The sequence below is a fragment of the Nodosilinea sp. AN01ver1 genome (genome assembly GCF_050565655.1).
In the GTDB taxonomy this organism is placed as follows: Bacteria; Cyanobacteriota; Cyanobacteriia; order Phormidesmidales; family Phormidesmidaceae; genus Nodosilinea.
In genome coordinates this window covers 173,217-196,101 of sequence record NZ_JBNXVS010000006.1, presented here as the reverse complement: position 1 = coordinate 196,101, position 22,885 = coordinate 173,217, and the positions used below count along the sequence as shown (strand labels likewise).

General features: G+C 57.9%; 26 protein-coding genes. 10 read left to right on the top strand and 16 right to left on the bottom strand.

Features of this window, described 5'->3' with window-relative positions:
- From ACQ4N7_RS08045 to ACQ4N7_RS08035, 3 genes are all read left to right on the top strand, one after another.
- Positions 1-403: D-Ala-D-Ala carboxypeptidase family metallohydrolase (locus tag ACQ4N7_RS08045; RefSeq protein ID WP_430711094.1), on the top strand; the 403-nt coding region annotated here is incomplete at its 5' end.
- A 374-nt stretch (positions 404-777) separates the two neighbouring features.
- Entirely contained in the window at positions 778-1,692 is a 915-nt protein-coding gene (gene prmC / locus ACQ4N7_RS08040) for a peptide chain release factor N(5)-glutamine methyltransferase (protein ID WP_430711093.1), read from the top strand.
- 76 nt (positions 1,693-1,768) lie between these two features.
- Positions 1,769-2,041, top strand: coding sequence for an acylphosphatase (locus tag ACQ4N7_RS08035; protein WP_430711092.1), 273 nt, complete (start codon positions 1,769-1,771; stop codon positions 2,039-2,041).
- A 27-nt stretch (positions 2,042-2,068) separates the two neighbouring features.
- Here ACQ4N7_RS08035 and ACQ4N7_RS08030 read toward each other — a convergent pair whose 3' ends face one another.
- The 5 genes from ACQ4N7_RS08030 to ACQ4N7_RS08010 form a co-directional block, all read right to left on the bottom strand.
- On the bottom strand, positions 2,069-3,439 hold the full coding sequence (locus ACQ4N7_RS08030) for a hypothetical protein (protein ID WP_430711091.1): 1,371 nt from the start codon (positions 3,437-3,439) through the stop codon (positions 2,069-2,071).
- A 116-nt stretch (positions 3,440-3,555) separates the two neighbouring features.
- Entirely contained in the window at positions 3,556-3,807 is a 252-nt protein-coding gene (locus ACQ4N7_RS08025) for a hypothetical protein (protein ID WP_430711090.1), read from the bottom strand.
- Between the two features lie 166 nt (positions 3,808-3,973).
- A complete protein-coding gene (locus ACQ4N7_RS08020) occupies positions 3,974-4,321 on the bottom strand; it encodes a cupin domain-containing protein (protein WP_430711089.1) in 348 nt (115 codons plus the stop codon).
- A gap of 19 nt (positions 4,322-4,340) precedes the next feature.
- Complete coding sequence (locus tag ACQ4N7_RS08015; protein WP_430711088.1) at positions 4,341-4,556, bottom strand: hypothetical protein; 216 nt, start codon at positions 4,554-4,556, stop codon at positions 4,341-4,343.
- 236 nt (positions 4,557-4,792) lie between these two features.
- Positions 4,793-5,461, bottom strand: coding sequence for a hypothetical protein (locus tag ACQ4N7_RS08010; protein ID WP_430711087.1), 669 nt, complete (start codon positions 5,459-5,461; stop codon positions 4,793-4,795).
- Positions 5,462-5,846: 385 nt separating this feature from the next.
- On the opposite strand from ACQ4N7_RS08010, the gene ACQ4N7_RS08005 reads away from it, so the two are divergent.
- Positions 5,847-6,086, top strand: coding sequence for a hypothetical protein (locus ACQ4N7_RS08005; protein ID WP_430711086.1), 240 nt, complete (start codon positions 5,847-5,849; stop codon positions 6,084-6,086).
- A 129-nt stretch (positions 6,087-6,215) separates the two neighbouring features.
- Here the strand turns inward: ACQ4N7_RS08005 and ACQ4N7_RS08000 are convergent, their stop codons facing one another.
- The 5 genes from ACQ4N7_RS08000 to ACQ4N7_RS07980 all read right to left on the bottom strand — a co-directional run bounded on the left by ACQ4N7_RS08000 (position 6,216) and on the right by ACQ4N7_RS07980 (position 11,316).
- Positions 6,216-6,542 (bottom strand): DUF4926 domain-containing protein, encoded by a 327-nt coding sequence (locus tag ACQ4N7_RS08000; RefSeq protein WP_430711085.1) that lies wholly within the window; start codon positions 6,540-6,542, stop codon positions 6,216-6,218.
- Positions 6,542-6,868: a DUF6883 domain-containing protein gene (locus ACQ4N7_RS07995; protein WP_430711084.1), complete on the bottom strand. Its 327-nt coding sequence runs from the start codon at positions 6,866-6,868 to the stop codon at positions 6,542-6,544. Before ACQ4N7_RS07995 ends, ACQ4N7_RS08000 begins: the two co-directional genes overlap by 1 nt.
- 106 nt (positions 6,869-6,974) lie before the next feature.
- A complete protein-coding gene (locus tag ACQ4N7_RS07990) occupies positions 6,975-7,403 on the bottom strand; it encodes a hypothetical protein (protein WP_430711083.1) in 429 nt (142 codons plus the stop codon).
- An 86-nt stretch (positions 7,404-7,489) separates the two neighbouring features.
- Entirely contained in the window at positions 7,490-10,759 is a 3,270-nt protein-coding gene (carB, locus tag ACQ4N7_RS07985; protein WP_430711082.1) for a carbamoyl-phosphate synthase large subunit, read from the bottom strand.
- Between the two features lie 212 nt (positions 10,760-10,971).
- On the bottom strand, positions 10,972-11,316 hold the full coding sequence (locus tag ACQ4N7_RS07980; RefSeq protein WP_430711081.1) for an ArsR/SmtB family transcription factor: 345 nt from the start codon (positions 11,314-11,316) through the stop codon (positions 10,972-10,974).
- 128 nt (positions 11,317-11,444) lie between these two features.
- Here ACQ4N7_RS07980 and tgt point away from each other — a divergent pair, with 128 nt between their 5' ends.
- Together tgt and ACQ4N7_RS07970 are read left to right on the top strand one after the other, a co-directional pair.
- On the top strand, positions 11,445-12,587 hold the full coding sequence (gene tgt, locus ACQ4N7_RS07975; RefSeq protein ID WP_430711080.1) for a tRNA guanosine(34) transglycosylase Tgt: 1,143 nt from the start codon (positions 11,445-11,447) through the stop codon (positions 12,585-12,587).
- Between the two features lie 118 nt (positions 12,588-12,705).
- Entirely contained in the window at positions 12,706-12,843 is a 138-nt protein-coding gene (locus tag ACQ4N7_RS07970; RefSeq protein ID WP_017299971.1) for a photosystem II reaction center protein K, read from the top strand.
- A 183-nt stretch (positions 12,844-13,026) separates the two neighbouring features.
- On the opposite strand, the gene ACQ4N7_RS07965 is transcribed toward ACQ4N7_RS07970, so the two are convergent.
- Positions 13,027-13,947: a toll/interleukin-1 receptor domain-containing protein gene (locus ACQ4N7_RS07965; RefSeq protein ID WP_430711079.1), complete on the bottom strand. Its 921-nt coding sequence runs from the start codon at positions 13,945-13,947 to the stop codon at positions 13,027-13,029.
- Between the two features lie 387 nt (positions 13,948-14,334).
- On the opposite strand from ACQ4N7_RS07965, the gene ACQ4N7_RS07960 reads away from it, so the two are divergent.
- Genes ACQ4N7_RS07960 through ACQ4N7_RS07950 form a run of 3 tightly spaced genes read left to right on the top strand, consistent with a single transcriptional unit; the run spans position 14,335 to position 17,414 of the window.
- A complete protein-coding gene (locus ACQ4N7_RS07960) occupies positions 14,335-15,183 on the top strand; it encodes a hypothetical protein (RefSeq protein ID WP_430711078.1) in 849 nt (282 codons plus the stop codon).
- Between the two features lie 59 nt (positions 15,184-15,242).
- A complete protein-coding gene (locus tag ACQ4N7_RS07955; RefSeq protein WP_430711077.1) occupies positions 15,243-16,787 on the top strand; it encodes a GUN4 domain-containing protein in 1,545 nt (514 codons plus the stop codon).
- A 15-nt stretch (positions 16,788-16,802) separates the two neighbouring features.
- Positions 16,803-17,414 (top strand): GUN4 domain-containing protein, encoded by a 612-nt coding sequence (locus ACQ4N7_RS07950; RefSeq protein ID WP_430711076.1) that lies wholly within the window; start codon positions 16,803-16,805, stop codon positions 17,412-17,414.
- A gap of 131 nt (positions 17,415-17,545) precedes the next feature.
- Here the strand turns inward: ACQ4N7_RS07950 and ACQ4N7_RS07945 are convergent, their stop codons facing one another.
- The 3 genes from ACQ4N7_RS07945 to ACQ4N7_RS07935 all read right to left on the bottom strand — a co-directional run bounded on the left by ACQ4N7_RS07945 (position 17,546) and on the right by ACQ4N7_RS07935 (position 19,818).
- Positions 17,546-18,619: a cation diffusion facilitator family transporter gene (locus tag ACQ4N7_RS07945; RefSeq protein WP_430711075.1), complete on the bottom strand. Its 1,074-nt coding sequence runs from the start codon at positions 18,617-18,619 to the stop codon at positions 17,546-17,548.
- Positions 18,620-18,800: 181 nt separating this feature from the next.
- The gene (gene dps / locus ACQ4N7_RS07940) at positions 18,801-19,331 is read right to left on the bottom strand and encodes a DNA starvation/stationary phase protection protein Dps (RefSeq protein WP_430711074.1); all 531 of its coding nucleotides are present in this window, start codon (positions 19,329-19,331) and stop codon (positions 18,801-18,803) included.
- 316 nt (positions 19,332-19,647) lie between these two features.
- On the bottom strand, positions 19,648-19,818 hold the full coding sequence (locus ACQ4N7_RS07935) for a PCP reductase family protein (RefSeq protein ID WP_194057801.1): 171 nt from the start codon (positions 19,816-19,818) through the stop codon (positions 19,648-19,650).
- A gap of 379 nt (positions 19,819-20,197) precedes the next feature.
- Between ACQ4N7_RS07935 and sigC the strand changes: the two genes are divergently transcribed.
- The gene (gene sigC, locus ACQ4N7_RS07930; RefSeq protein ID WP_430711073.1) at positions 20,198-21,460 is read left to right on the top strand and encodes an RNA polymerase sigma factor SigC; all 1,263 of its coding nucleotides are present in this window, start codon (positions 20,198-20,200) and stop codon (positions 21,458-21,460) included.
- Positions 21,461-21,557: 97 nt separating this feature from the next.
- Here sigC and ACQ4N7_RS07925 read toward each other — a convergent pair whose 3' ends face one another.
- Both ACQ4N7_RS07925 and ACQ4N7_RS07920 read right to left on the bottom strand, forming a co-directional pair.
- Positions 21,558-22,205, bottom strand: coding sequence for a Uma2 family endonuclease (locus ACQ4N7_RS07925; protein ID WP_430711072.1), 648 nt, complete (start codon positions 22,203-22,205; stop codon positions 21,558-21,560).
- A gap of 196 nt (positions 22,206-22,401) precedes the next feature.
- Entirely contained in the window at positions 22,402-22,779 is a 378-nt protein-coding gene (locus ACQ4N7_RS07920; protein ID WP_430711071.1) for a nuclear transport factor 2 family protein, read from the bottom strand.
- Positions 22,780-22,885 lie beyond the last annotated feature (106 nt).

Genomic DNA, 22,885 nt, shown 5'->3' with positions numbered 1-22,885 from the left:
GACCCCCACCAACCTTCAGCTCGACGCCAGCATCATCCCCAACGGCAACTTTACCTGGGCCGAGGCCACCCGCGGCGGTGCCCGCATGCCCTCCAACCAGGCTACCGTCGACGCCATCGTGCGGATTGCGGCCCTGGCCCAACAGGCCCGCGATCGCATTGGTCGCCCCTTCCTGATCACCAGCTGGTACCGCCCAGCCGAAATCAACCGCCGCGTCGGCGGAGCCTCCCAGAGCCGCCACATCGTCGGCGACGCGATCGACTTTTACTGCGTCGGCCTCACCGGCAACCAGGTCTACTGGGCCCTCGACCCCTGGTGGCCCGGTGGTTTGGGCCGCTACAGCCGGTTCCCCGCCCTGGTGCATATCGATGCGCGGGGCGTGAAGGCGCGGTGGAGGCATTAGGGGTGGATGGGTAGACGAGTGGATGGGTAGGTGGGAAAGGTGAGGAGATGGGGAAGGTGAGGAGATGGGGAAGGTGAGGAGATGGGGAAGGTGAGGAGATGAGGAAGGTGAGAAAGGTGTAGATGGGGAGCAGCTTTTTGAAGGTTGGGGATGAGGAGATGGGGAGATGAGGGGTCTTTGCTGCCTACTGATTCGTTTGCAGAACATAGGTTTAAACCGATGATCAACCACTCCTTTCCGTTGGGTCCAGGGCGGCGGCACGGCCCTGGTCGAGGGGGTCTGGGGGCGATCGAAAAGCCCCCAGCCGCAAATCTGGCTTTAACTTCCCAATCTCCGCACATCACGGTCCATGCCTCCACCAGGCAATTAGATCTATGACAGACGATCGCTCAGTCACCGGCCATGACCTCTGGGCCTGGCGCGAAAGCGCCCGCCAAGCCGCCCAGGCCGCAGGCGTCGAGGCGCGGGAAGTAGACTGGCTGCTGATGGCGGTTGCCGATATCGACGGACTATCCCTGAAACTAGGCACAGTGCAGGAGCGATCGCACATTCACCTACGCTACCCCCTAGCCGAGCTAGATCGACGCTGGCAGCAGCGGCTCACCCAGCGAGTACCCGTACAGTACTTAGTCGGTGAAACCCCCTGGCGCGACCTCACCCTGTCCGTCTCCCCAGCGGTACTGATCCCCCGACCTGAAACCGAATTGATGATCGATCTGGCAGCGGCGGCGATCGCCAATAGCTCGATTGGGGATCAGCTAGCAGAGGGCATCTGGGCCGATATGGGCACGGGCAGCGGCGCGATCGCCCTGGGGCTGGCCCAAACCTTCTCTGCCGCCAGCATTCTAGCCGTCGACTTGAGCGCTGAAGCCCTCGCGATCGCTCAGCAAAACGCCGCTACCACCGGATTAAACCAGCGCATTACCTTCTACCACGGCTCCTGGTTCGAGCCGCTGGCTGCCTACCGGGGCCAGCTCAGTGCCGTGGTCTCCAACCCGCCCTACATTCCCTCGGCGCTACTGCCCACCCTCGATCCAGAGGTGGTCAACCACGAACCCGCCACCGCTCTGGATGGGGGTGATGACGGCCTCACCGCTCTGCGTTTGCTCGCAACCCAGTCCCCCAAATACCTGGTGACGGGCGGGCTGTGGCTGGTCGAAACCATGGCGGGCCAGGGCGAAGCGGTCAAGGCAATGCTGGAGGCGCAGGGCGACTACCGCGATATTCAAATCTGGCTTGATCTGGCTGGGCGCGATCGCTTTGTGCAAGCCACCTATGCTCCCGAGTAAGCTGCACCGTGCTTTGCTCCTCACCTCCCCCACCCGCCTACCCATCCACCCATCCACCCAATCACAGAGGACAACCATGGAACAGATTCGAGCGATAGTGCATGGCGTCGTTCAGGGGGTTGGATTTCGCTACCACACCCATCAGATCGCTCAACAGCTTGGAGTGAAGGGTTTTGTGCGCAACCAGCCCAATGGCACCGTTGAAATTGTGGCCGTGGGCAACAGCGACCAGCTCAATTCCCTGCTGCACTGGGCTAACCAGGGGCCTGCCGCTGCCCGAGTTACCCAGGTCAAGACCGAACCCTATGCCGGGTCAGCTCATTTTGATGACTTCACGATTGAGCGTTAGGGCGTTGCACCACTGCAATGCCTCTGATTAACCGTCATCACCGCCGCGCTGGAACCACCAGAAGCGCTGCCACCAGTCGGGGGGCTCAACTTTGGGGCCGTCGTGCTCGGTGGGGCGTTGGCCTCTGGCCGGTCCTTGACCATCGCTGGGGCCATCTACCACCAGGCTGCCCACGTAGTCGGCATCGGCATAGACGCGATCGATTTGCTGACGAATCTCGGCCATATCGGCTTCTGAGACCACGCCGTTGCTGGTGGCTTTGTAGAACTGCACCGTGACCCGAATCGGGTAGTCGGGGTCGCGCTCGATGGCGAGATTGTCGATTTCGGTAAATGGCCCCTCCACTGCGCCGTGGCCAATCACGGCTGCTTCGACATCGCTGGGGGCGCGACTGCTTTCCATCGCAGGAGCCGCCGCCAGGGGCGCAATGCCGTCAAAGGACTGCCGCATGGGGGTCTGCTGCTTGAGCGGCACCTGAATCAGCAGCACCATATTCAGGCCCTCGTCGGCTTCGACCACCTCGCCAACCGGGCGCGAGCTGTCAGGATCCCCCGGCTGGGTTTGAAAATCGCTCAGCCGCTGGCCCGTAAAGCTGGCCCGTTCACCATTTTTGTTAAAAAACAGACGCTGACCCCAGGTTTGCCCCGCCTCAAACCCGTCGCGCTGGTTGTCGATCACAGTCACGCTGGTGCCTTCGCGGGTGGCCAGAATGGTCAGCACCGCCGGGTCGCCAGGGCGCGACTGGTAGTTAAACAATACCGGGTTAAACGTCGCCAGGCCCGACTGCGGAATGGGCAAAAAGCAGGCCTGGGCGCTAACCAAAACGTGGCTATCGCGAGAGGCCAGCAGCGACTGCCGCCGCCCGGCCCACGACTCAGGGGTGTGCAGGTAGCGGCGCAGGTCGCCCAGCAGCTCGTTGAGGGGCACCCGGCGCAGATCTGCGCCTCGCTCGTTGCCCACCAACACCAAAAAATTCTCTAGGGGAATGTCGGCGCTGAGGTCTGCAAAGTTGGGGTGGCGAATGACGGGCATCAGGTGGAGCTGATAATCGCCGGTATCGGGGTCTCGCTGCTGCACCTGAATGGTCATATCGCTGATGTTTGGCCCCACCGCCGACCCGTAGAAGCGCCCAGTATCTTCCCAGGTGACGTTGAGCACGTTGAGATCGAACGACTCGGCCAGCTGGCGAGCGATCGGGTCGTAGACCATAGCCTGGGTGCGCTCAATCACCTGGCGATCGCGGTTGTACTGCTGGCGCTGCACAATTGGCGGCACCGCAGACAGCTCGGGAACAGTCAGCTCCGCCGCCTGAAGTCTGTCGGGTACGAGGGCGATGGGTAAGGCCCCGCTAAGGGCGATCGCGCCTAAAGGTAACCAAACGTTAAACGGGCGTCTCATCCTCGTACTCCTTCCAGACCTATGCCCTTAACCTACGGGAAGGGACGGGTGGAGTCAGGATGGTTACAAAAACTGAAACTGCGGTTCTCCAGGGCGTTTCTAACCTCTACGGCCCTCTACTGCTTGGTCGGAATCGAGGGCCCGCCACTGGCCCCCAGCTGATGCAGCGCCGCCAGTATATCCTCCAGGGGCACTGATTCACCGCCAGCCATGTTCTCTTCGGCAGCGACCTGAAGCTCTCGGGCGTCGTACTCCCAGCGGCGGAGAATTTCAACCTTTTGCTCTGGGGTGAGCTCTGGGCTGTTGCCCACCTCAGCTGGGGTCGCAAATACGCTCCCTGGGCTGACCATTGCTCTATCAATATCCACGGGCATCTCCTGAGGCAAGTCGTCTTCTCCGATCCTAACCAGATGCAACGGCCCAGCAACCTCTATAGAACGGCTACCGTGTTGCGTCCATTGCGTTGAGTTGAGTCACATTTCAGAAAGCGCAGCCGCAGAGACTACGCGAGTCGGCGGTCGAGCTGAGTTAAGGTCAGCTGGGCGGGGGCATTAACTCGCCATGTACCGCTAGCCAGATGCAGGGCGGCTCGCTGCTGGTATAGTCAACCCGATGGCGAACGTGGGCTGGTATCAGCACGTAATCGCCTGGCTGCATAGATAAAGCAGCGCCATCCTCGTAGGTGAGAGTGGCGCTGCCCTGCAGCAAAATGACCCACTCGGCCTGGCTTTGGTCGTACCATGTGCCGGGGGCTGTCGTTTGCCCAGTTGAGATAATGCGCTCAATTTTCAGATGGGATGTCTCAACCAGGGCCGTAAACACCTCCACCGCAGGCCGTGGACTGGGCAGCTGAAACAGGTTGCCGTTGGGGGCAGAGGGCATAGCGCAAGAGTGCGATCGCCTAATCGATCGAGCAACCGTCCTGATCGCAGGTGACTTTAGACGCTACCGCACTCTCGGGCACTACGGTAAAGCCGCCTACGCTAACGCCCGCAATGCCGTACTGGTCGCGCAGCACCTGGTTAAAGCTGGCAATAATTTCTGGCAGCTGCTCTTGGAGTACAGAGCGCACTTGATCGGCCTCGGGGGGCGGGCTGCCAACAGTTTCTACAGACATAGGGGTAAGCCGGTAAGGTATGCCTCATTGTAAGGTGCCAAGAAATGGCAAACCTGGTTTGCGTTACGGCTCTACATATAGAAACGTAACGCTGGTTCTATGGCATTGGCTCAATAGCTAGGCCCATGAGCCAGCGGTTGAACAGTTCGGGATTGGGACGCTACCAGGTGTGCAGCTGGTTTAGATAAATACGCCACCTGCCCAGGCAATGACGTCAGGCTTCTGCTACATAGCCCTCAACTATTTGGGATAAACCGGCACTCCCTCTCGTTGGCTGTTAGGCCTAACGACAGGGTACAAGGCTCGCTGTTGGGCGATCGCACGTAAACCCACTGCCCCTGTAGCTGAAGCCCCACCTGGTTGGTTTCGGCATTAAACGCCAAACCTGCCGCGCCTGCAGAAATAATGTCGGTCGAGCTGCGATAGACCTGATGACACAGCCAGCGGCATTGCAAAAGCATGAGGTCGCCGTAGTTGTCATCTAGAGGAAAAGCCACATAGACGGTTCGGTAGGTCGTGCGCCAGGGCGAGACAACCTGCCTGGCCTGGGGAGCATACCCTACAGCTAGCGTTGGCAGCAGGGGCAAGGGCAGCAGCACCCCAACTGCCAGCAGCACCAGCAGCTTTTGGATGCCTCGCCGGGCGCTGCGTCGCCAGGCTGGTTTGAGACCCATGAGCAGCAGCACGCCCAGGGCTATGCTCCCCAGGGCGATCGCCACTATCCCGACCAGCAGCAGCAGCAGCGCGATCGCAAACAGCTGGCTGTAGGCCCAGGCCAGCCCGTGAAACCCAATCCCACGGCCCGAAGCAAAGGGCAAATACCACAGCCAGCCTAAAGCGGTTAACAGACCCCAAATGGCAAAGACCCAACGACGGCGATCGCGGCGGCTGAAAAGCTGTCCCACAGTACTAGCGGCGTGGGCAAAGGGTGAGCCAGAACCACGGTTCTCAGAGCTATGCATTATCAATAGGCGGCATGGACTAACCCAAGGTGGCTCAGCCTATGCCCTGTTGTCATCCGCACCAGCAAAGTAGGTTGAGAAGGCGAGCTTGAACACAAAACTGTCAGTACGGTTGAACTTTTAGCGCAGGTTTAGTAGGTTAATGCTGCGGGGAATGATTCTAGGCGGGTAAGAGCGGAGCTGCGAACTCCTCTCCTACCCTAATCATCCCAACTTAACCCAGGTAAGCTGAGATGACTGGATTCATTCTAAGTCCGGTCTCTCGCATTGCCGAAACGAGGGATCTGGATAGTTCCCCGTTTTCTTTACCGAAAACGGAGTTACCCGTATGTTTCAACCATCTGACGCAGAGGGCATGGCCCCTGCACCGTTTACCCTACCCACCTACCGCCAAGAAACCCTGCGCCACATTTTGCTCGGCGACTATGCCGCGCTGATGGAGGCGATTAACCAAATGGCGGCGCTACGCTACTGCGACAAAATCGCCTGGTCAGACCCCATACCCACAGGCCGCAACGGCGAATACCTCAGCGTCATGACCCGCAGGCGAGGGGTGACAACAGGCTAAATAGCTGAATAACCAAAGCCCCAGAGTTTTTCAAAAATTCTGGGGCTTTGGCAAAAAGTGTGAAAATGAATAGTTAGAGAAGCGCCGAACTGTCGTTCTAGGTAACGTCTAGCGATACTTCGCAGCTTCTTAAGCACCTTTTTGATCCGCCTTTTCTTTTTGCACAAGAAAATCTATATAGTCTTGAAGATGCATCAGTCTTGACTGAGAAAGTTGACGCAACTTGGCTAGAATTTCCTCTTCCTGCCGTAGTTGACTGAGGGAGATAATTTGCGAGGCGTCTACCTCAACAGTTACGTTGGGCACATCAAAGCCTTCTAAACTATAGCCATCCTCTTTACCTTCCTGGCTAGGATAATGCTCTACTATAGTGGCAATATCGCCTCTTTTAAGGTGATACTCTGGTAGGTCTTTGGCCAGAGCAACTTGAGAAAATAAAGGAAATGTCTTTGCCATTAGCTTTCTCCTTTATCTGGTACTAAGGTCACAAATTTAGTCGTTCCGTTTGCCACCATCCAAATAGTTAGAATGCTCAACTCAATACCATTAACGCCTCGAAGTTTAGTTCGTATACAGTATTTCTGACCGTGACGGGTTGTTTCAAGAAACTCTGCTGGCTGAGATAAGACTTGATTACGAATGTCTTGTTCAAGTTGCTGCCAATTGGTTAAGTTGTACCCGGCTTGAGCGAGAAACTTAGACTTGTCGTCTTTGGGCAGTAAGACAAGTAGGTACTGGGTTAGCTTCTCTTTTGCAATGACCGCGTCTTGAGGGAGATACACTGTACGTTGATGGCACCACAATTAACCTATTCTACTCTGTGGGTTTTCGTACATGTAGCCTCTCGATTCTAGCCGATTGCCCTAAACAGTCCCGTGTAATGAAGGGCTAGGTAGTGTGAGGCGACCAAATTAGCGGTTTATCAGGTGCAACGACCCATGCTCGAAGTTGCTGTCCAAGGTTATTAATGGCAGCAACTTCAGTACGAATAAAGAAACTTGTTTGGGCATGATCAATTGACATTGCATTGTTATCAACAGCAAATTCAATGGCAGCATGACCAACCGAGTCAAACAGAAATGCCCGAACAAGCACGAAGTAAGCCCATTTGCCAGTTCGATCACCTAACTCAAACCGCACCTCATCTTGTATGCTTTGCGGAAACTTGTAAAAATCGGCTCCAAGAGCATCTAGATTCTCTGGATAAGTGTAGAAGTCTTGAACCCCAGAAAAATAGCCATTGCTAGCACTAATTTCAACACGCCAAGCTGAATCATCGTAGAGCAGTCGTTTGAGCGAGATAAAGGCATTAGCCATCAGCTAATAAATACAGAGGACTACCATCATTTATGCTGGCTCCGCATTATAGACTCCCCCACAGCCGAGTCTGTTGCATCGTCAACTTACATCCCCACATACTCTTGGAGTGACTTCACTTGGAGGGGGTGCTGTTGCAAGGAGTGGATGGCAGAGGCGGTGGCTTTGGCCCCGGCGATAGTGGTAATGATCGGCACCTTGTAGGCCAGGGCCGTGCGGCGAATCGAGCGATCGTCCTCCTGGGCGGTACTGCCCGCTGGAGTGTTGATGATTAGCTGAATGTCGTTGTTTTTGATCGCGTCTTCGACGTTGGGGCGGCCTTCGTGAACTTTGAGAATGAGATCGACGGTGAGTCCTTCATCCATCAGGGCGGCGCGGGTGCCGGAGGTGGCAATCACCTTAAAGCCCATGTTGGCAAAGTCTTTGGCGACGGGGATGACGGCGGCCTTGTCGCGATCGTTCATGGAGATGAACACGGTGCCTTTGAGCGGCAGCTTTTGGTTGGCCCCCAGCACCGCTTTGGCGAAGGCTTTACCAAAGTCGGCGTCGATGCCCATAACCTCTCCGGTGGAGCGCATTTCGGGGCCGAGCAGGGCGTCGGTACCGGCAAACTTGTCGAAGGGCAGCACGGCCTCTTTAACCGCAATGTGGTTGGGGATGACCTCTTCGGTAAAGCCCAGTTCGGCCAGGGTTTTGCCCGACATCACCCGCACCGCCAGTTTGGCCAGCGGGTGACCGATCGCCTTCGACACAAAGGGCACCGTGCGCGAGGCGCGGGGGTTGGCCTCAATGATGTAAACCTGCTCGCCCTTGACGGCAAACTGAATGTTCATCAGGCCAATCACATTGAGGCGCTTGGCCAGCTTCATGGTCCAGTCGCGAATGGTGGCGAGGGCGGCGGGGGGGAGGGTGATGGTGGGCAGCGAGCAGGCCGAGTCGCCCGAGTGAATGCCCGCCTGCTCGATGTGTTCCATAATGCCGCCGATGACCACCTGGCCGGTGTGGTCAGCGATCGCATCCACATCCACCTCGATCGCATTCTCTAAAAACTTGTCGATTAAAATCGGGTGGTCGGGTTCGACCAGCACCGCGTAGGTCATGTAGCGCTCCAGGTCGGCGTCGGAGTAGACGATTTCCATAGCGCGACCGCCCAGCACGTAGCTGGGGCGCACCACCACGGGGTAGTCGATCTGCTGGGCCACCTTGAGGGCATCGTTGTAGCTGCGGGCCATACCGTTGGGGGGCTGCTTGATATCCAGCTCGCGCAGAATGGCCTCAAAGCGCTCCCGGTCTTCGGCGGTGTCGATGGAGTCGGGCGAGGTGCCCCAGATTTGGGTGAGTGGGTGGACGGGTGGATGGGTGGATGGGTCGGCGGCGGGGAGGGAGGCGAGGTATTGCTGAAGGGGAACAGCCAGCTTGAGCGGGGTTTGGCCGCCGAACTGGATGATCACGCCGACGGGGTTTTCGGCTTCGATGATGTTGAGCACGTCTTCTTTGGTCAGGGGCTCAAAGTAGAGGCGATCGCTGGTGTCGTAATCGGTCGAGACTGTCTCGGGGTTGGAGTTGACCATGATCGTCTCGTAGCCGTCGTCGCGCAGGGCAAACGAGGCGTGGCAGCAGCAGTAGTCAAACTCAATGCCCTGGCCAATGCGGTTGGGGCCGCCGCCCAAGATCATCACCTTGGGGCGATCGCTGGGCAGCACCTCGGTTTCGTCTTCGTAGGTGGAATAGTAGTAGGGGGTAAAGGCCTCAAACTCGGCGGCGCAGGTATCCACGGTTTTGTAGACGGGAATGACGCCCAGGCCCTTGCGATAGTCGCGCACGGCGTCTTCGTGAGTACCGGTGGCGTAGGCGATCTGGCGATCGCTAAAGCCCTGCCGCTTGACCGCCCGCATCTGCTCATAGCTCAGCTCCGTCAGCTTGGTGCGCTTGAGAAACTTTTCGGTCTGCAACAGGCCGGAGAGCTGGTTGAGAAACCAGGGGTCGATGGCGGTGAGGTCGTAGATATCGTTGACGGTGAGGCCCAACTGCATGGCGTGGCGCAGGTCGAAGATGCGATCGGGGTTGGGGGTGCGCAGCTTGGGGCGAATTTCGTTGAGGCTGGGCAGCTTTTCGGAGCCATCGCAGCCCCAGCCCGCCCGGCCCGTTTCGAGCGATCGCAGCGCCTTTTGAAACGACTCCTGAAACGTGCGCCCGATCGCCATGGCCTCGCCCACCGACTTCATCTGGGTGGTCAGGGTAGCGGGGGTGCCAGGGAATTTCTCAAAGGCAAAGCGAGGAATTTTGGTCACCACGTAGTCGATGGTGGGCTCAAAGCTGGCCGGGGTTTTCTTAGTGATGTCGTTGGAAATTTCGTTGAGGGTGTAGCCCACTGCCAGCTTGGCCGCAAACTTGGCGATCGGGAAGCCGGTCGCCTTCGAGGCCAACGCCGAGCTGCGCGACACGCGGGGGTTCATCTCAATGACAATAAACTCGCCGTTGTCGGGGTTAACTGCAAACTGAATATTCGAGCCGCCCGTCTCCACGCCAATCTCGCGGATGATCTTGATTGAGGCATCGCGCAGGCGCTGGTACTCTTTGTCGGTGAGGGTCTGGGCCGGGGCCACGGTGATCGAGTCGCCTGTGTGTACGCCCATCGGGTCGAGGTTTTCGATCGAGCAGATGATCACCACGTTGTCGGCCAGGTCGCGCATCACCTCCAGCTCGTATTCCTTCCAGCCCAGCAGCGACTGCTCGACTAGAATTTGCGACACTGGGCTGGCGTCGAGCCCCGATCGCGAGATGGTTTCAAACTCCTCCTGGTTGTAGGCGATGCCGCCGCCGGTACCGCCCATGGTGTAGGCAGGTCGAATAATCAGCGGAAAAGTGCCAATCTGCTGCGCGATCTGCCGCGCCTCGTCCATAGTTTCGGCCAGGCCCGAGGGGCACACTGGCACATTGATGCGCGCCATCGCCTCTTTAAATAGCTTGCGATCTTCCGCCATCTCGATCGCTTCCAGCTTGGCCCCAATCAGCTCGACGCCGTGGCGCTCCAGCGCCCCATTCTTTGACAGGGCTACCGCCAAGTTCAGCGCCGTTTGGCCGCCCATGGTGGGCAGCATCACATCGGGGCGCTCCCGCTCGATCACCCGCTCCACAATTTCGGGGGTCAGCGGCTCGATATAGGTGCGGTTGGCGGTCTCCGGGTCGGTCATGATGGTGGCCGGGTTGGAGTTGATTAGCACCACCTCGTAGCCCTCTTCCCGCAGCGCTTTGCAGGCCTGGGTGCCAGAGTAGTCGAACTCGCAGGCCTGACCAATCACAATCGGGCCAGAGCCGATCAGCAAGATCTTTTGAATGTCATCACGGCGGGGCATAGGCTGCAGGGGTGCTTATGAAAAATCCAAATCATTTTAAGGGGTATTCGCAAGATCCGTTTGCTTCGCTGGCGGCAATCCGACCGGATTCTGCGGGGCTGGCAGCCAATGTCAGCGTTTAGTGAACTTAAGCAAAACTCCCAATCTAAAGGGGATGGTTCCCTGAGTTGTGGGATAGCCGTCTCGACTGTCCCACTGAGGCAGGGGTTTGATCAGTCCCGATCGGGCGCACAGGGGCTGGCGGGGCGCTGGGGGCTAAGCTGGCGCAGGGTGCTGAGGTAGTCTTCTAGCTCGCCAAACTCGGCCGGGTTGAGGCTGTAGTAGATCCAGCGGCCATCCTGCCGGGCGGAGATCAGCCCCGCCTCGCGCAGGGTTTTGAGATGAAAGGAGAGCTTGGATTGGGCAATGACCATGCGATCGCACAGATCGCACACGCACATTTCCTGCGATCGCAATAGCTCAATCACCTCTAGCCGCAGCGGGTCAGACAGGGCCTTAAAGCGGGCCACCAAGATGCCCGCATCTGTATTAGAACGTTTGTCTAAAGCCGTGGCCATGGGCTAAGTGCCTGCTTTATAAAAGAAAATCGCTAGACTCAGGGTAGCAAAGCTGCACAACACCTGCCGCGCCGCCAAATGCTACGATAAATGCCGCTTTGCCCTTTTGCTCCCCGGAGCGCCCGACCTTGACCCAGGCTTTTTCCTTTCGCTGCGATGCCCGCTGTAGCCACACCCAGGCGCGGGCGGGCACCTTCACCACCCCCCACGGCCCCGTCCACACGCCCCGGTTTATGCCCGTGGGCACCCTGGCCAACGTCAAAACCGTCACCCCGGCTCAGCTCGCCACCACCGGGGCGCAGATGGTGCTCTCTAACACCTACCACCTGCACCTACAGCCGGGTGAAGACATCGTGGCCGAGGCGGGCGGCCTGCACCGCTTCATGGGTTGGGATGGCCCTATGTTGACCGACTCGGGTGGCTTTCAGGTGTTTAGCCTCAGCCAGATGCGCACCATCACCGAAGACGGCGTCACCTTCAAGTCGCCCAAGGATGGCCGCATCATCAATATCCGCCCCGAAACCTCAATTCAAATTCAGAACGATCTGGGGGCCGATGTGATCATGGCCTTTGACGAGTGCCCCCCCTACCCCTGCAGTCGCGAGACCATTAAAGCGTCTACCGATCGCACCTGGCGCTGGCTCCAGCGCTGTGTAGAGGCCCACAAACGCCCGGATCAAGCGCTGTTTGGCATTGTGCAGGGCGGCGTCTACCCCGACCTGCGCACCGAGGCGGCCCAGCAGCTAGCCACGCTAGATCTGCCCGGCTACGCGATCGGCGGCGTCAGCGTGGGCGAGCCGCCAGAGCTGATCGAAACCATCGTCAAAGCCACCGCCCCCTGCCTGCCCGAGCACAAACCCCGCTACCTGATGGGGGTAGGCACCTATAAGGAAATGGCCCAGGCGATCGCGGCGGGGGTAGACCTGTTCGACTGCGTCATTCCCACCCGGCTGGCCCGCCACGGTGCGGCCCTGGTCGATGGCGATCGCTGGAACCTGAAAAACCAGCGCTTTCGCCGCGACTACACCCCCCTCGACGCCACCTGCCCCTGCTACACCTGCCAGCACTTCACCCGCGCCTACCTCTGCCACCTGATCCACGCCAAAGAGATGCTGGCCTTTACCCTGATCTCGATTCACAACATCACCGAGCTGGTGCGCTTTACCCAGCGGATCCGGGAGGCCATTGTGGGCGATCGCTTTGCCCAAGACTTTGCCCACTGGCTAGAGCCAAACTCGACCGCGACCGCGATCGACGCCCCCCACCCGTGATAAAATGCGAAGAAAATTTACCAATTCTCAGATTCCAGCCAGGGCGCTCAAGGGCTTAGCTTTACTGGCATCTGAAGAATTACCTGTCCCGGCTGTGTAACGAGAGGATAATTATTCAATGGAAGTCGCAATGCTGCTGGCCAAGCTGCCCGAAGCCTATTCCCTGTTCGACCCCCTGGTAGACGTGCTGCCCATCATCCCCGTATTTTTCCTGCTGCTGGCCTTCGTATGGCAAGCTTCCGTCGGCTTTAAATAAACGTTTCAGCCTTCATTTAATCTGTGCAAAGCCTCAGAGCCAAAGCTCTGGGGCTTTGTTTTGAGAGTGCTCCTCTGCAAAACCCGAATCGCGTCACCCCGGTTTTGCACAGACAGCCTGGGTAGGGGCATAGGCGCAGCCAAGCCAAGGGCTTTACGGTGTTTGCCCAGCTCACTCCAAAAACTATGCAGACTGGTTGGGCAAATTCCCGGATTGCTCTTCCCATTCTTTGAGGATCTGATGCTCGATTTTGAGCGCCTTCCAGCGGGGCAAATTTAGATTGTGATGCAGCCGCCGCAAATGGCTGATGGCTCGTCTATCGAGGGTCAGCACTGGGGCGTGATCACTATTGCGAGAAGCAGACGCTAAGCTGCTGGCATGGTGACTAACCAGGTGCCTGACCGCCGTCGTGTAGCGGTGATAGGGCTGCTGGGCCATTTCTCGAATGTGTTTAGTAGTCTGGCGAGTCAGTTGCAAGTGCTGTCGTAGAGCTTCCAAGTAGATCTGGCCAATAGCATCGATTTGGCCATTATTGCTTTCTAGGCAGTAGCGCACCTCATGACGGTACTGTTCCTGCCGCAGCAGCTCATCGTCCGAAGGGCTTGTCAGGGTCTTGGGCAACTCCAAAGAGCTGCCTTCAATGAGGCGATCTAGCTCGCGCACCAGCCGCTGTTTATCTTCATGAAACGCCTTGGAGCTAATGCATAGTCCATTGCGATGAGGCAGCTCTTTGAGGCCATCGGGCAGCATATCTTCCCTGGGCATTACTACGCCATCTATCAGCAGCGGCACAACGCGGACATTATGACAGGCTAAAGCTTCCTCCAGCTCTATTCTGACCCAGTCGATAGGCTTGTTCCAGTCGCCGCCGCTTAAGCCAGAGGCCGTAATACTCTTCAACCATTCCGCCGCAATTACTGGCAGCACAACGGCGCATTGGCTAAGGCTGTCTCTAATGTATTGGCGAATGTCTTCACCCTTGGGAATACTTTTTTCATCTAGAAAAACAGCGTCTTTGCCGTAGGTTTCTTCCAGATGTTCATGAATTTTTCGGGTAATGGTTTGACTATCGCGGCGACGGTAGGAAAGAAAGATTATCGGCATGCTTCACCCTTAACGCTCTCCAAGCTGCCCCTATTAAAGACCAGGTTTACAACTGTGGAGCCCCAATTCAAATAGCACTGATATACTGAGCCAACGGTTGTCAGCACCAGTGACTCAGCAAAAATGGTTCACGATTTTGACTCAGCTAATCGTTTCCGGCTTTCGATTACATCTTTAGAGAGCGAGCCAAATCCAAGGGGCATCCATGCCGATATTCAAGCTCTGGCCAGCGATATCACTCGGTTAAGCCACTTAGAGCACACAACCTTTGCATTTATCTCTCGTAGCCAGCGCCGTGCTCCTGGTTTAGGCATAGCTCCCGCCAATGGTGCTGTGCCTGAGCTGTATGTAGGACTGAGGTTTGAGGCACCGTTAGATAAATTGAGAGTGGTGCTTAGATGTGTGGGCAACTGGCTCGATCGCACCGCTGAGCAATATAGCTTTGAAGTCAACATTCCGTCTGCTCAGGCGATCGCGCAACAAATCGATCCAGCAGACGGCAAAAAATCATCGGCCTACACTATTACCCTTGCAACCAACCGGGCCAAAACCCTGGCTCAGCTGCTGCCCTTAGGCGAAGCGCTGCTGCCGCCCCAGGAGCTTTATCTCACTAAAGCTGAAAGCTACGTCAATACCTTTGGCGAACTAACTCCCGCTGCCAAGGCCAACTTGCTGCTGCTACGCCACCGTATGGGGCTTGTCAGCGAAGAGACCAACGACCTCAACACCAGGGCAATGGGGCCGTTTAAAACTCTGGGCGACAAGTACCAGCACTTTCGTCGAGAGCTGCTGGTCTGCAAGCAGGAGAGCGACCTCGATAGCGAGTTTTGGCAGGTGATGCAGGCCAAGGCCGACACCATGAGCCTGCCCGAGGCTGATGCTCAGTTTCTGAAGGCCGAGCGCCTCAGCGCCCTGCGCCAGGAAGCTGAGCAAGAGCGACAGCAGCGGGAGGCCGAGGCCGAAGCCGAGCGCCAGCGATACCGGGAGCAGCGGCAGCGTCTGGAGCGCTATAGCCAAGCCTTTGAGTCCTTAGTAATGGATGCGGTGGTACCGCTGAGCCTTGCACCCGATGTAGACCAATTTCGTCAGGCTATGATGGCTCGGCTCTCGGGGGCAGAGTTTAACCGGGGTCGTCTGATCCAGGCTCGAGAGTTCTACCAGCTCAGCCCGCCAGAGATCGATGCCCTGGAAAAGCGCGTTTTAGATGAGCTGTATTTGCTATCTGGCTTACTATAAAGTTGCGAAGAGATGCTTTGGCTAAAACCCGGTCTTGGGTGCGTCTGTGAGGTGGTAGCTTGGCGCAGGATGTTGAATTTTCAATCAAGTTTACAGATCCTCAGCTCAAGAGCGACGATGTGGCCACTGAGGTTCACTACCTGATTGAAGATCTGCGCGATCTCGACGGCATGAGCCAAACCCGCTTTGAACCCGTCTCAGAAATCAGAGATGTGGCTGAGGTTCGAGTGGGGGTTACGTTTGCGGCTCATTCAGACCTGCTGGGGCCGATTTTGCGGCGGCTGCGCGATCGCCTCTTCTACAACCCGATCGAGACCTGCTTTCGATTTCGGATCTCAGAGCTGGCGCTGCAAATTCAAACCTATCAAGCCGACGATTTGATAGGTTTTATGGCGGCAGCTCAAAGCGGGCTGCTGTTTGCGCCCGAGCGCGACTACCTGGCCGAGGCCGAAACCTACAGCCGCACCCAGGGCGAGCTGTCGCCCACCGAACTCGACAACCTCAACCTGCTGCGCCAGCGCCTGGGCATTACGGCAGAGGAGGCCGAAGTGCTCAATGCCAGAGCGGCCAGCCCTTACCCAACCAAAGCCGACAAGCACCGCCACTTTGAAGACATGACCGCCGCCGAGTTTAGCCGCCTGCGCGCCATGGACGAGGGCCCGCCCTTTGCCCCCAAAGACATTTGGCCTGTGCTGCAAGAGCTAGCTGAAAATTTGGGCATGTCTATTCTCGAAGCAGAGGCTATCTACCAAACGCACCGGCAGCGCTACCACGACGACATCACGCTTAAAACCGAGCAAACTACGGCTAAAACTGCTGAAAATAGCCGCCTGTCTGCCGAGGCCAAGGCCGAAGCAGAGCGCCAAAAGCAGGTTCAACAGGTTCAGGCACGCCTGAACCAATACCGAGCCCTTTGCCGCCAGACCATGGCCAACAGCCTCTACCCCTCGGAGTTCGATCAGGGTCGCCTCGACCAGGCTCGGCGACTGTGGGATATCTCTGCCGATCAGGCCGTGCAGCTTGAGACAGAGGTGCGCGATGAGCTGTACGGCGGCGTAGCGTCTGCCGCCGGAGTTGACTACAATCGCCTGCGCGATCTGCTACACCAGCAGGCCTGGCACGAGGCCGACATGGAAACTGAAGTCGTTATTCTGAAGGCGCTTAACCTCGATATGCAGCCCGTGACTGCTGCTACGGTGGAGCGGCTGCCAGCCGTTGACTTAGCCACCATCGACGGCCTTTGGAACCGCTACAGCAAGGGGCGCTTTGGGTTTAAAGCCCAGCAGCAGGTTTACCGAGCCCAGCAGCAAATTCAGGCGGACGATCGCCAGCGGTGGGTAGCCTTTGAGCAGGCGCTGGGCTGGCGCGAGGCTCCGTCGTTTTTTTTTCGAGGCTACAAGCCCTACCATGACCTCAACTTCAGCCTTGAGGCTCCCCCAGGCCACCTGCCCACCTGGCGCTGGTGCTGCCCCAGTTTGAGCGATCGCTACAAAATTAACCCTGAGGTTATGGCCGCTATTATGCAACACCTCAATGACGGTATGCCCCTGGAGGCCGTAGCCGTTCCCGCCCTCGATACAGCGTTACCCACCCAACTTGCCTAACCGGAGGGCCTGCCCGTGCTCGCTAGCGCCACCCCCAGCGATTTAGAAGAAAGCCTCAGCGAACTCAGCCTGCTGCTCAACGAAGAAGACTGGGAAGAGGCCGATCGCCTGACGGCTGATCTACTGTTAGACGCTGTAGCCTACAGCCAAAATGCCATGCGTCTACAGGGAGTCAGCTCTCGCCAGCGCCCTTACCTCACCACCGAGGCGGTAGCGGCCCTGCCCTGCCAACTGCTCCAGGCCATCGACGATCGCTGGCAGATGGCCAGCGGTGGGCACTTTGGCTTTTCGGCCCAGCTCCAGATCTACGCCGATCTGCTAGAAACCGTAGATTTTGACCCCAATTTAAACAACTGGTCTACCCCCCACCCGTTTTTTGAAGACGTGGGCTGGCTGATGCTGGTTGCGCTGCGGCCTATAGGGTTTCTGCGGTTTTATAACTGGCTAGAGTTTGACCTCGACGCCCCCAAAGGCCATCTGCCCGCGCTCTGGTACTGGAAAATACCGCGCCTTGAATCTCTCCAGATGGGTGGCTTCTTGACTGGCCAGGGAGGCTGCTTTGGCGACCTGGCTCGGCTCGATGCTATGATGCTGCGGCTCTCGCGCTGCCACCAGCTCGGCGGGTAGTACCGCTGCGCGGAATTCAAAATGCAAAGTTCAAAATAAATCAGCCACCGTAGGGTGGGTACTGCCCACCAGAGAAAGTTTTTCAGAAGTTGCCCAAAGTCAGAATAACCATGACATATCAAGGGCTGTCGTTAGTCCAAAGCGATGGGCGACCGAGGCTGCACCTGAATGGTGACCTCAGCCAGGTAGGGCAACCGCTGGTGCAAGTGCTCTCTGAGGTGGGAGGCGATCGCCTCCCCCGCCGCCACCGAGAGACTGGCCTCTACGGCCAACGTCACCTCCCCGTGCAGCCGGTGCCCCAGCCACCGCCCCTTCACCTGCTGAACGGTAGCGGCTGCCCCTACCCCGTGCTCTACTTCGTGGCGCAGGCGATCGCGCACCTCTGGCTCGACCCCATCCAACAGTCGGGTAAACACCGTCTGGGTCGATTGCCAGACCACCCGCAGCAGCACCAGGGTAATCACCAGTCCCATCACGGGGTCGGCCCAGGTATAGCCCAGCCCGACTCCCAGGGCACTGACCAGCACCGCCAGGCTGACCAGCCCATCAGCACGGGCGTGCAGCCCATCGGCCACCAGAGCCGCGCTATTGATCTCGCGCCCTACCCGTAAGCGAAACAGGGCCACCACCTCATTGCCAACAAAGCCAATCACTGCCGCCGCCGCCAGGGCCACCAAATGGTCCAGGGGTTGAGGGTGGCGCAGCCGCTCGATCGACTCGTACCCGGTAATCAGCGCGCTCAAAAAAATTACCCCTACGATCGCCACCCCGGCCAAATCTTCGGCGCGGCCATAGCCGTAGGCAAAGCGGGGCGAAGACCGGGTGCGGGCCAGCACAAACGCCACCCCCAGGGGCACCGAGGTCATGGCATCGCCCACGTTGTGAATCAGGTCGGCCATCAGCGCCACGCTGCCCGAGAGGGCAAACACCACAGCTTGCGCGATCGCCGTGATCAGCAGCCCTACAAACGACCACTTCACCGCCCACAGCCCCCGCTCCGAGGCCGCAATCTCAGGATCCACAGCCCCGTGGGTGTGGCCGTGCCCAAGATGAGGATCCCCATGATGATGGTGGTGCCCGTGGCTGTGGGCCTGATCTGCTAGAGCATTTGCCAGAGTAGCTGACGCGATCGCGTCCTCCATCGTGTTTTCTAGGGCGCTATCCACCGCGTCAGAGCCAGACAGTTGAGAAGCCGGGTTAGCCATAGTGCGCGCAAGAGCTACTGAAGCGTTATGGTAGCGGCTCAAAACCGAGTCTGGCCACAGAGATTACAAAGACAAGGTGCCGCCTGCTTTCTGGCTTTAACAACCAGCTTAAACAGAAGGGCCGGGAAGACCCTGTCTGTCTTCCCGGCCCCGGTTTGGGGTTAACCCCCCAGCGCAACTACTAGCCCCGATCAGACTTCTGCACCAGGTGTGCCTCTAAGAACCACAGACGCATGTCAATGGTGCGAGAGATCTCGGTATAGAGATCGGCGGTGTCGGCATCGCCCAGATCATCGGTGGTGTCGATGGCTTCGCGCACGTGCTTACCGTAGGCGGCAAAGCGCTCAGCCAGAGCGGTTACGTGCTCAGGGCCTTCCACTGCATCGATGGGGTACTCAGGCAAAATCGACTCGGCAGCGGCCATGCGGGCCGTGCCCATGGCGGTACCCCCCAGGGCGGTAACGCGCTCGGCCACTAGATCGACAAACCCTTCCAATTCGCCCGCCAGCTCGTCAAACAGCTCGTGCAGCTGGTAGAAGTTCATGCCCTTCACATTCCAGTGCGCCTGCTTGGTCTGGGTTTTGAGATCGAGGGTGGCGGCCAGTGTCTGGTTCAGTACGTCACACACCTGCGATCGCACCTCAGCCGACATGTCAATGCGAGTGGGGTAAAACCCGCGCTTGGTCTTGTTTTTTTCAGCGGTTGCAACCATATGGCCTCTCTTTGTTCTGTCAATTGAGTGGATAACCAACAAATCTGTGATGCGGCCTGCGGGCCCAATCTTGAAATCCTACCACTATGGCCCCGGCCTCTTCTAAATCATACTCGTTATGAGTACGACTTGCAACTTGCTCCCCGCCTTCTATGCCGGTTTCTGTAGGCACGTAAAGGACTACCATCGCCCCAGGTTTCGCGCTGAGAAAGGCTTAGGCGCATTCTCCCTGGCGCGACGGCAATTTGTTTTTCTGTATGGCTGTACAAGCTGAACCGCGATCGGAAAAACGGTGCATGGCTTGCCAAAGCCGAGGCTACTGGCCAAACTCCAGCCGCACTCGCTCTACCAGATCAGCCGTCACCGCCTCGGCCTCGGCCTCACGAGCCACATCTTCAATGCGCTTGCGGGCCTGAGCCCTAACAAAAAAGGGAATGTTTTTGAGCTTAGCCTGGGCATCAGCTGTCCAGGGAAGTCCATCAGCCATTAGCGAAGTCTGCTCCTAATTGCAACGAATGCCCTAATCCTATACATCGCTTCGCCGTCAATGTGAGGTTTTTGCCAAGGTGTAACGTTCTATCGGGAATTACAGGCAATGGCAGCGTAGATTATGGTGTCGGTTCGCTTTCGCCTACCTCAGCCCCGATCGCCTAAATCGTTCCCCAACGCCTGGCCTTAACTCCAAGAACGCGCAGCAAGGTTGTCGTTTAGCCCTACAGGCAGTTGGACTAGAGGTTGACCTAGGTTAGCTCACCCAGCCACTGGAACTCAAGCCCTTGTTCTAAAGTCCTGACGGGTGGGAACACTAGGCCCAGGTTGGCAAATGGCCTATCGACACACGTTTAGACACGTAACTAGAGAGCGTCATGGTAGCAACACCCCACTACAAAAAAGATGAAGCCGCCGCCCTGCCCGATCAGGAGCTTGGTCTCCCTACCCTGGGAGAGGAGGATGAAGGGGCAGACCTTCGGCTCCATGACTTTTCTGCTGCCGACGCTGACGACAGCGACTTCGAAACCGATGCCGCCGCCGTGCTAAAAGGCAAGCGCACCACCGACCTGGTGCGTCTCTACCTGCAAGAAATTGGCCGGGTACGCCTGCTAGAGCGCCACGAAGAAGTCTCTGAGGCCCAGGCTGTGCAGGGCTATATGCAGCTGCTAGACGACTTGACCCAGGCGGCTGACGCGAATGGCGGCATCTTAGCTATCTACAGCAACCTGCTAAAAACCCGCGATCGCCTCTCGTCGCAGCTGGGCTACCGCCCCTCCCTAGAGCGCTGGGCCGCCGAGGCCGAGGTGCCCATCGCCGACCTCAAACCCACTCTGGCCGCCGGTAAGCGGGCCTGGGCCGAGCTCAGCAACCTCACCGTACCCGATTTAGAAAAGGCCATTGCCGAGGGCATTCGCGCCAAAGAGCACATGATCAAGGCCAACCTGCGCCTGGTAGTATCGGTGGCCAAAAAGTACCAAAATCGGGGCCTGGAGCTGCTCGACCTGATTCAAGAAGGCACCCTGGGTCTGGAGCGAGCGGTCGAAAAGTTTGACCCCACCAAGGGCTACCGCTTTAGCACCTACGCCTACTGGTGGATTCGCCAGGGCATTACGCGGGCGATCGCCACCCAGAGCCGCACCATTCGCCTGCCCGTCCACATCACCGAAAAGCTCAACAAAATCAAAAAGGCCCAGCGCAAGCTCTCCCAGGAGAAAGGCCGCACCCCCTCCATCGAAGACATCGCCCGCGAACTCGACATGACCGCCGCTCAGGTGCGGGAAGTGCTGCTGCGCGTCCCCCGCGCTGTTTCTCTTGAAACCAAGGTGGGCAAAGACCGCGACACCGAGCTAGGCGACCTGCTCGAAACCGACTGCATGTCGCCCGAGGACATGCTGATCCGCGAGTCGCTGCGCCGCGACCTGCAACAGCTGATGGCCGACCTCACCAGCCGCGAGCAGGACGTGATCAACATGCGCTTTGGCCTCGGCGACGGCACCCCTTACTCGCTGGCCGAGATTGGCCGCGCCCTGGAGCTTTCCCGTGAGCGGGTGCGCCAGATTGAGTCGAAGGCGCTGCAAAAGCTGCGCCAGCCCAAGCGCCGCAACCGCGTCCGCGACTACCTCGAAGCGCTGAACTAGAGACCTCTCCCTAAGGGACCGGGTGCCTACAGGGTCAAGCTCAAGTTTTGGGCTACGACCCCAGGCACCCGGTCCCTTTTAGCAACAAGCTCTAGCCCTAGCTATGGGCCTGAAGATACTGCTCGAACTCCCGCAGGGCGACGCTAGACCCCGTTGCCCAGGCTCGCTCAACATACTGGGGCAGCAGAGCTTTTACGTCTACGGTGGGGAAGGCAAGGCTGGTGGTGCTATCGTCATAGCCCGACTCGATTAAGACATAAAGATTTAGCTGTCCCTGGCGATAAATCCACACCTCTGGCACTGCCAGCATTTGATACACCTCTAACTCAGTCGCAGAGGTGAGATCGACTTCGATCGCTAAGTCTGGTGGAGGGTCGGTCGAGAGGTCAATGCGATCTTTACCTAAAACTGCCTGCCAGTTTTGGATATAAAAGCAGGCGTCGGGTTCAGCCCCGGCCTGTCGCAGGCGTTTGAGGGTAACGGGGTCAAAGCCGTGCCAATCTCGATTTTGATGCCGCAGGAGCGCTGTTACCAGGTCAGCTAAAGTGCGGCTGCGATTGCCGTGGCCTGCCATGGGAGCCATAAGCGAGATCTGTTGGGTGTGGGCGTTGAAGCGAATTTTGATGGCGGCATCGTCGCGACGGCTGGCTAGCAGAGTCTCGTAGTCATCCCAGGTTTGGTAATGCAGGGTAACGGTGCTGCCGGGGGGCAGTTGAATACGCTCTGGGCTGACTGTAAGAACCATGGTGATTCGGTGGGGTGATGGTGCGATCGTAGTGCAAGTCTAAAGCGCTTGGGGCTACTGATGAGCAAGCGCCCACAGCCCGCTAGTTAGTAACGTTGAGGCGATCGCATCTAGCAATGCCCTAGATAGCACCACTGTTGGCTCCCAAGGGCTCAAACATTGCCACTGTGCAAAGTCGAGGAGAAAGTATAGAACTTCAAACCACCGCGCTAACGCTGCCACCAGCGATTTGCCAGCCGCTTTCTCCTTTGCGCCAAACTCTCATATAGCGGTAGTCACCAGCAAAGGCATTTCCTAAATATGTACCGCTCAAGAAAACTTTGGCCGATGCAAGAACAAAGTGTTCGCTCCAAACACGCATTTCTAGCTCTTTAGGTACAAACTCGTGAAACTGGGTACCGCCAGTGCGGTGCAGTTCCAGGTCCATAGCTTTAGTTGCCAGTTCACCGGTAGGTCCAGCAAAAAGCAGATCATCGGCAATGAGGGCGTCTAATTCAGAGACATTGGAGGCTGCCATAGCGGCGTAAAGTCGCGCTTCACACTCACGAATTTGAGCTTCAATTTCTGAATCCATGGTTCTCCCTTGATTGATCGGGTCGTCGCTGAGTTTGGTTTACCGAGAAAAGTTCAGCAATATCATAAGCTCAGCTCTGGGCAACAGCCCTGATTCCCTGGCGGCG